The organism is Comamonas aquatica NBRC 14918 (genome assembly GCF_000739875.1).
GTDB classification, from domain to species: Bacteria; Pseudomonadota; Gammaproteobacteria; order Burkholderiales; family Burkholderiaceae_C; genus Comamonas; species Comamonas aquatica.
The window spans coordinates 20,372-27,480 of sequence record NZ_BBJR01000030.1 but is presented as its reverse complement, the minus strand read 5'-3'; the positions used below and the strand labels follow the sequence as shown (position 1 = coordinate 27,480).

The 7,109-nt window shown below is 66.0% G+C and carries 4 protein-coding genes and 1 pseudogene; 2 read left to right on the top strand and 3 right to left on the bottom strand.

Annotated elements, in window-relative coordinates:
- Positions 1 to 340 (bottom strand): annotated as a pseudogene (locus CA2_RS05065) (peptidase M14); the annotation flags it as partial.
- 232 nt (positions 341 to 572) lie between these two features.
- Positions 573 to 2,486: a DEAD/DEAH box helicase gene (locus CA2_RS05060; RefSeq protein ID WP_042413303.1), complete on the bottom strand. Its 1,914-nt coding sequence runs from the start codon at positions 2,484 to 2,486 to the stop codon at positions 573 to 575.
- 274 nt (positions 2,487 to 2,760) lie between these two features.
- On the opposite strand from CA2_RS05060, the gene ettA reads away from it, so the two are divergent.
- Together ettA and CA2_RS05050 are read left to right on the top strand one after the other, a co-directional pair.
- A complete protein-coding gene (gene ettA, locus CA2_RS05055; protein ID WP_042413302.1) occupies positions 2,761 to 4,422 on the top strand; it encodes an energy-dependent translational throttle protein EttA in 1,662 nt (553 codons plus the stop codon).
- A 343-nt stretch (positions 4,423 to 4,765) separates the two neighbouring features.
- Positions 4,766 to 5,755, top strand: coding sequence for a Bug family tripartite tricarboxylate transporter substrate binding protein (locus CA2_RS05050; RefSeq protein ID WP_042413300.1), 990 nt, complete (start codon positions 4,766 to 4,768; stop codon positions 5,753 to 5,755).
- A 163-nt stretch (positions 5,756 to 5,918) separates the two neighbouring features.
- Here the strand turns inward: CA2_RS05050 and CA2_RS05045 are convergent, their stop codons facing one another.
- Entirely contained in the window at positions 5,919 to 6,935 is a 1,017-nt protein-coding gene (locus CA2_RS05045; RefSeq protein WP_042413298.1) for a P1 family peptidase, read from the bottom strand.
- Positions 6,936 to 7,109 lie beyond the last annotated feature (174 nt).

The following is a 7,109-nucleotide window of genomic DNA, read 5'->3' as shown; positions in this document are numbered from 1 at the left end:
TGCTGTAGCGCTCTGCGGGGTCGGGAAACAGTTCGGCAATCGCGGCGCTGTAGGGCAGGGCCTCCAGCATGTTGCTGGGCGCCACCGGGGTGACGCTGGCGGCTGCAGGACGGGGGCTGCCAGTATGGGTGCTGGCTGCCGGAGCCGGCGCGGCAGCTGGGGCCACTGCAGGAGGCTGCGAGCGGCTACCTGTCGAGGGCCAGGGTGGCAGCGGCGTGCTGGAGCAGGCTGCCAGGGCGAGTGCGGTGCCTGCCAGGGCCACGCGCGCGGCGTGGGTGGCGAAGGCGGTGCCTGGGCGTTCCTGGTACGGCGCGAAGACAGGGGCGAAGGGCTTTGTCATAGTGCTGTGAACCTCAGAAATCCAAGTGGAGGTGTGTGCCCGCCGGGCTGTGGCAGCCGCCGGGGGCACAGCGTGAGGGTGAAAACCGAAGCTGGGCGCATGTTAACGCCCAGGTTTTCTGTTGCCGTGTCAGTGCAAGGCGCTTGCCGTGTGGCGGGCCGCCGTGCGCACCGGTGTGTGCAGGTGGAGCCGGGCAAGCAGTGTCCAGCGGCGCAGCGCTGGACCACTGGGCTTAGCGGTTGAAGCCGCCGCCACCGCCGCCGCTGCGGCGGCGATTGCCGCCACCACCCATGCCGCCGCCGCCATTGTTGCCGCGGAAGCCACCGCCACCGGCGCGGCGTGGGCGTTCCATCATCAGGTCGATGCTGGTGCGGGTGGGGTCGGGCTGGGCCGAGCCACCGGCGCGGGGGCCGCGCGAGACAGGGTTGCCCAGCTGCGTGCCCAGGTGGGCATTGGGGCGCGGGGGTTGGTCTTCGAAGCGGCTGTTGCCGTAGTTGTCGCCGCCAGGCTGGCGGGCTGGGCGGGGTTGGCCACCGGCACTGGCGTGGCTGGCCGGGCCGCGTGGGGCTTCGGCGCCGCGTGGGTTGTCGCGCGAGGGACGCTGGCGCGAACGGTTGTAACCCTGGCCGCTGCGGCGTGGCTGGCCGTCCTGGTCCAAGGCTTCGGCACGGGGTGCGCGCTCGGCGTTGCCGTCGGTACGGCCTTCGAAGTTGGTGCCGGCGTTGTCGCGGGGGGCAAAGCCCTGGCGTGCCGGGCGGCGCGCGCCGCCACGGCGTGCGCCTTGCGAGGCACCGGCCTCGCCATCGGCCGGCTGGCCTTCAGCACGGGGCGCACGCGGGTTGCGCTGACCGCCACGGTCGGACTGGGCACTCTTGGTGGTGCGGATGCGCTCCATCATTTCCTGGCGGGCGGCCTTGGCGGCGGCCTGCATGACGTCGCGGCTCGGTGGCTTGCCGGCACCGCCACAGATGGTCTGGCGACCCATGGCGATGGGTTCGGCCTTCTCACCTTCGTCAGGGCCGAAGCCTTCCAGGGGCACCACGGGGATTTCCTGCTTGGTGAAGCGTTCGATCTCCATCATGAAGCCTTCTTCGTCCATGCAGACCAGGCTCACGGCATGCCCTTCGCGGCCCGCGCGGCCGGTGCGGCCGATGCGGTGCACGTAGTCTTCGGGCACGTTGGGGATCTCGTAGTTCACGACGTGCGGCAGCTCGTCGATGTCGATGCCGCGGGCCGCGATGTCGGTGGCCACCAGGGCGCGCAGTTCACCGGTCTTGAAGCCGGCCAGCGCCTGGGTGCGGGCGCTCTGGCTCTTGTTGCCGTGCAGCGCCATGGCGGTGACGCCATTCTTGGTCAGGAATTCGGCCACGTTGTTGGCGCCGAACTTGGTGCGTGTGAACACCAGCACCTGGTTCCACTGGTTGTCGTTGATGATGTGCAGCAGCACCTGCTTCTTCTTGGCGCGGCCCACGGGGTGGATCACCTGCTTGATGCGCTGCACCGTGGTGTTGCGTGGCGTGACCTGGATGCTCTCGGGGTTCTTGAGCAGGCCGTTGGCCAGGGCGCGGATGTCGTCGCTGAAGGTGGCCGAGAACAGCAGGCTTTGCTTGTTCGAGGGCACCAGGGCCAGGATCTTCTTCACGTCGTGGATGAAACCCATGTCCAGCATGCGGTCGGCTTCGTCCAGCACCAGCACTTCGACCTGGGACAGGTCCATGAAGCCTTGCTGCTGCAGGTCCAGCAGGCGGCCGGGGGTGGCCACCAGGATGTCCACACCCTTGCGGATGCGGTCGATTTGGGGCTTCATACCCACGCCCCCGAAGATCACGGTGGAGCTGATGTCCAGGTACTTGGAGTAGCCGCGGATGTTTTCTTCAATCTGCGCGGCCAGTTCGCGGGTGGGCGTCAGGATCAGGGCGCGGATGCCACCGGCGGGGTGGCTGGTGCCGCCCTGGGTCAGGCGGTGCAGGATGGGCAGCGAGAAGGCTGCTGTCTTGCCGGTGCCGGTCTGTGCGCCGGCCAGCAGGTCCTTGCCAGTCAACACGGCGGGAATGGCCTGGGCCTGGATTGGGGTCGGGTTTTCGTAGCCCTGCTCGAGCACTGCCTTGACGATGGCAGGTGCCAGGTTCAATTCTTCAAATGTCATTGTTGTCGATACGCCCATCCGGGCGCGGGGTATCAGCCTGTCGCAGCAACCGCAGCGGTTGCCCAGCCAGTCGTAGGCAGATGAGATTCACAGGAAGTGGGAGCCGGAATCGCTTGGGTTGGCGAGCCTTCGTCCCCAGCTGAATGCTGATGCCAAGGGGAAACTGGAGCCCCTGACGGTGGGTATTGTCGCATGCGGAGATAATCAGTGGTTGGGGCGCCTGTGCAATGAGCGCCAAATTTGTATTTTTTTAAAAGAATCTGCTGACAAACACATGGCTCAATACGTCTTTTCGATGAACCACCTGACCAAGACGGTGCCCCCCAAGCGCCAGATCTTGAAGGACATTTCGCTCAGTTTCTTCCCCGGCGCCAAGATCGGCGTGCTGGGTCTGAATGGCTCGGGCAAGTCTTCGCTGCTGAAGATCATGGCCGGCGTGGACAAGGAGTTCGAAGGCGAAGCCATTCCCATGCAGGGCCTGTCCATCGGCTACCTGCCGCAGGAGCCCCAGCTCAACCCCGAGCACACCGTGCGCCAGGCCGTAGAAGAAGCCATGGCCGAGGTGAACAACGCCAAGGCACGCCTGGAAGAGGTGTATGCGGCCTACGCCGAGGAAGATGCCGACTTTGACGCGCTGGCGGCCGAGCAGGGCGAGCTGGAGGCCATCATTGCCGCCGCTGGCACCGACTCCGAGCACCAACTGGAAATCGCGGCCGATGCGCTGCGCCTGCCCGCCTGGGATGCCAAGGTGGGCCTGCTGTCCGGTGGTGAAAAGCGCCGCGTGGCGCTGTGCAAGCTGCTGCTGTCCAAGCCCGACATGCTGCTGCTGGACGAACCCACCAACCACTTGGACGCCGAGTCCGTGGACTGGCTGGAGCAGTTCCTGCACCGCTTCTCCGGCACCGTGGTGGCCATCACCCACGACCGCTACTTCCTGGACAACGCCGCCGAGTGGATTCTGGAACTGGACCGTGGCCACGGCATCCCCTATAAGGGTAACTACTCCGACTGGCTGATCCAGAAGGGCAACCGCCTGGAAGCCGAGCAAAAGGGCGAGGAAGCGCGCGCCAAGGCCCTGAAGAAGGAGCTGGAGTGGGTGCGCCAGAATGCCAAGGGCCGCCAGGCCAAGTCCAAGGCGCGTATTGCACGCTTCGAGGAACTGAGCGATTACGAATACCAGCGCCGCAACGAAACCCAGGAAATCTTCATTCCTGTGGCTGAACGTCTGGGCTCCAAGGTCATTGAGTTCCACAACGTCTCCAAGGCGTTTGGCGACCGTCTGCTGATCGACAACCTGTCGATGAACATTCCGGCTGGCGCCATCGTCGGCATCATCGGCCCCAACGGCGCTGGTAAGTCGACCCTGTTCAAGCTGATCGCCGGCAAGGAACAACCCGATTCCGGCACCGTGGAAATCGGCCAGACCGTGAAGATGGCCTTCGTCGACCAGCACCGCGATGCGCTGGCCGACGAGAAGACCGTGTGGGAAGACATCTCCGGTGGTCTGGACATGATCAACGTGGGCAAGTTCACCATGGCGTCGCGCGCCTACGCAGGTCGCTTCAACTTTAACGGCCAGGACCAGCAAAAGAAGGTCGGCATGCTGTCGGGTGGTGAGCGTGGCCGCCTGCACTTGGCCAAGACCCTGATCCAGGGCGGCAACGTGCTGCTGCTGGACGAACCCTCGAACGACTTGGACGTGGAAACCCTGCGTGCGCTGGAAGACGCGCTGCTGGAGTACGCCGGCACCGTGCTGGTGATCTCGCACGATCGCTGGTTCCTGGACCGTATCGCCACGCACATCCTGGCGGCCGAAGGTGACTCGCAGTGGGTGTTCTTCGACGGCAACTACCAGGAGTACGAGGCCGACAAGAAGAAGCGCCTGGGCGAAGAGGGCGCTGCCCCCAAGCGCTTCCGCTACAAGGCCCTCAAGTAATTGTTGTGCCCTGCATCAAAGGCTCCTTCGGGAGCCTTTTTGCATGGTGGCTGGCCTTGGGGGTACAGGCATCCGTGGGTGGGGTGCGCACTGCGTCTGCGTTGCGATCAAACACCCACGCGGCGAGGAAGCCATGGGGTCATGGGCGACGGTGCTGCAACCAGCAACCCATCCGCTGGCGATGGGGGGCTGCCGGTGGGATGGCGGCCAGGGTGTACCCAGGCGGGGTTAACCCCCTCGGGAAAGTCGCCACATCGTCGGTATAAAGACACTCCTTGATATCCATCAAGCGCCACGCTGGCGCCAAGTGTGGCCGCCATAACGATCACAGGAGACTTTCCCCATGCGCTTTGATTTTTCGCTTTCCCGCCGTGCGTGCGCCCAACTGGGCATTGGTGTGCTGGCTTCTGCCGCTGTGTGCAGCAGCTGGGCCTCGGACTACCCCAACAAGCCGGTGCGCGTGGTGGTCGGTTTTTCCGCCGGGGGTACCACCGACGTGGTGGCGCGCATCATGGCCAAGGAGCTGACAGAGTCCCTGGGCCAGTCCTTCATCGTGGAAAACCGGCCCGGCGGGGGCAGCAACATCGCCACCGAAGCCGTCAAGGCCGCAGCCCCCGATGGCTATACCCTGCTGTTCGTGGCGGTGACCAGTGCCATCAACCAGACGCTGTACCCGAACGTGAAGTTCGATCTGAACCGCGACTTCGAGGCCGTGGCCCTGGGCGCCAAGGTGCCCAACATCCTGGTGGTGCACCCCAGCGTGCCGGCCAACAACGTCAAGGAGTTCATCGCCTGGGCGCGGGCCAACAACGACAAGATTTCCTACGCCTCCTCGGGCAGTGGCACCTCCATCCACATGGCGGGCGAGATGTTCAAGGTGCGCACGGGCCTGAAAACCCAGCACATTCCGTACAAGGGCAGCGCACCGGCGGTGACGGATTTGATCGGCGGCCAGGTGCAGTTCATGTTCGACAACATGCCGGCCTCGTGGCCGCATGTGCAGTCGGGCAAGCTCAAGGCCCTGGCGGTGACCACCAAGACCCGCTCGCCCTCGGCGCCCGATGTGCCCACGCTGGAGGAAAGCGGTGTCGCGCCGTTTGATGTGACCTCGTGGTTCGGCCTGATCGCGCCCAAGGGCACACCCAAGGAGGTGGTGGACAAGCTGAACAAGGCCATGAATGCCGCGTTTGACAAGCCCGAGGTGCAGCAGGCCTATGCCAAGCTGGGGGCCGTGTCGCAGAAGAACACGCCGCAGGACTTCGGCAACTTCATCCGCCAGGAGGTGCAGACCTGGGCGCCGGTGGTCAAGGCCTCGGGCGCCACGGTGGACTGAACGGCTAAGGCGGCCCGCTGGGGCCGTCAGGAGGGCGCGTGGGGCCAGCGCGGCGCACGTCCTTCATCTATGAGAGCAGGTAGCGTGCGATGGCTATGGGGTTCAGGCAGTTTTGATGCTGAATCCCTTGTGCATCCAGCGCTGCCTGCTCTTTTTTTATGGGTCAAGCGTGGGTGCGCGCCTGCCAGTCGGACCAGCTGGGCAGGCGTTCCTGGCCGGCCACGTCCACCGACTGCGCCAGCAAAATGGCGCGTGCCGTGGCCAGGGCCACGGCCTCGGCCGCCAGGGTGAACAGCGTCATCAGCCCCAGGTTGCGCCCCGACTGGCCCGTGCCCAGGGCAAACAGGGTGTCGCCGTCGCTCATGGTGTGCACCGGGTTGATGGCGCGCGCCAGCCCGTCGTGGGCTACGGTGGCCAGGCGCTGTGCCTGGGGCTTGGTGATCTGGGCATCGGTGGCCACCACGCCGAGGGTGGTGTTGCTGCCGGCCAGGATGGCGCTGGGCGCCTCGCCGCGCAGCAGCGCGTCGCGCGCGCCCAGCAACTGCTGGCCATCGGCGGTGCGGGCGCCGGCCAGCAGCTGGCCGGTGTGCGGGTGGTAGACATCGCCCAGCGCATTGCAGGCCACCAGCGCGCCCACGGTCACGCCGTCCACGGTGAAGCTGGCGGTGCCGATGCCGCCCTTCATGGCCCGCGCGTGCCCAAAAATCTTGCCCACCACGGCACCGGCGCCCGCGCCCACGCTGCCTTCGGCCGGGCGCTCATGGCTGGCGGCCTGGCAGGCCGCGTAGCCCGCGGCGGCATCGGGGCGGATGCGCATGTCGCCCAGCATCACGTCAAACAGCACGGCCGCCGGCACCAGCGGGATGCGGCCCACGCCGATGTCCAGTCCGGCGCCTTGCTCCTCCAGCCAGCGCACCGTGCCGCTGGCGGCATCCAGCCCCCAGGCGCTGCCGCCGGACAGGGTGATGCCGTGCACCTGCTGCACCAGGTGGCTGGGGTCCAGCAGATCGGTCTCGCGCGTGCCGGGGGCGGCGCCGCGCACATCCACGCCCCCCACAGCCCCTTGCGGGCACAGCACCACGCTGCAGCCCGTGGGGCGGCGCGGGTCGGTGAAGTGGCCCACCTGGATGCCCTGTACCCGGGCGATGTGCCCGGCATGTGCCAAAAGCGTTGCGGTCAATGTGCACCTCGTCGTGGTCAAGTGGCTGGTTTATAGCGAACGGGAATAAATAGATGGTTTTTAAATCTTTGGGGTTTACCCTGAATGCCGGCATACTGCATGCCGATAAACGGTCTGGTCCATCCGCGTGGACACGCATTCTCGCGCAGGCCGGTCATTGCATTCCCAGGGAGT